Origin of the sequence: Arthrobacter sp. SDTb3-6, assembly GCF_013376095.1 — a bacterium.
In the GTDB taxonomy this organism is placed as follows: Bacteria; Actinomycetota; Actinomycetes; order Actinomycetales; family Micrococcaceae; genus Specibacter.
Map to the genome: position 1 here is coordinate 1 of NZ_JAAMFN010000134.1, position 726 is coordinate 726.

The following is a 726-nucleotide window of genomic DNA, read 5'->3' on the forward strand; positions in this document are numbered from 1 at the left end:
CCGTCAAGCGGCAGAAAGCGGACGTCGGATCGTCCGAAGGGTGCAAGGCCGGAGGTTACTACGGAGACTCCCATTCCGGCGGCCACCAGGCCGAGGGCAGACTCAATCTCATAGCTTTGGTACACGACATTGGGCTCGAATCCGGCTCCGCGGCACAAGGCCTTGACCCGGGCAGGAAAATTGGCTGCTTCTCCCCTGGGGAAGAGGATAAACGGTTCCGTTTCCAAGACAGCGAACGGCACCACATCCAACCCCGCCAACGGATGGCCGACCGGCACCGCAACAACGAAAGGCTCCCGCAGGAGGACTTCCTGTGCGATCTGCGGCGACACCGCCGGATCCCGTGCGATCCCTAAGTCAATGACGCCCGTCCGCAGGGCGTCCGGCTGGTCCTCCGTGAGAATCTCATGAAGTTGCAGCTCCACATCCGGATGCAACGCCGTAAATGCCTTGATAGCCGGCGGCATAACTCCGTAGATGGCGGAGCGGGTGAAGCCGATGCGAAGACGCCCACTCTTCCCTTGGGCGAGGCCCTGCAGCCGGTCAACCAAGTCCTCGAAGTCAGACAATAGCCGTTCCGCCTCGTCCTTGAGCAGCATCCCGGCCTCCGTGAGCCGGTATGGGCGCGCGTCGCGTTCGAAAAGCCCCACGCCCAGCCGGCGTTCGAGCAGGCGGAGCTGTTGGCTGAGCGCGGGTTGTGCGATGTTCAGCTTCTCGGCCGCCTGG

The 726-nt window shown here is 63.4% G+C and carries 1 protein-coding gene; it reads right to left on the minus strand.

Annotated features, from left to right (window positions below):
- The coding region (locus tag G6035_RS19650) for a LysR family transcriptional regulator (protein ID WP_176618782.1) at positions 1-726 on the minus strand (726 nt) is incomplete at both ends.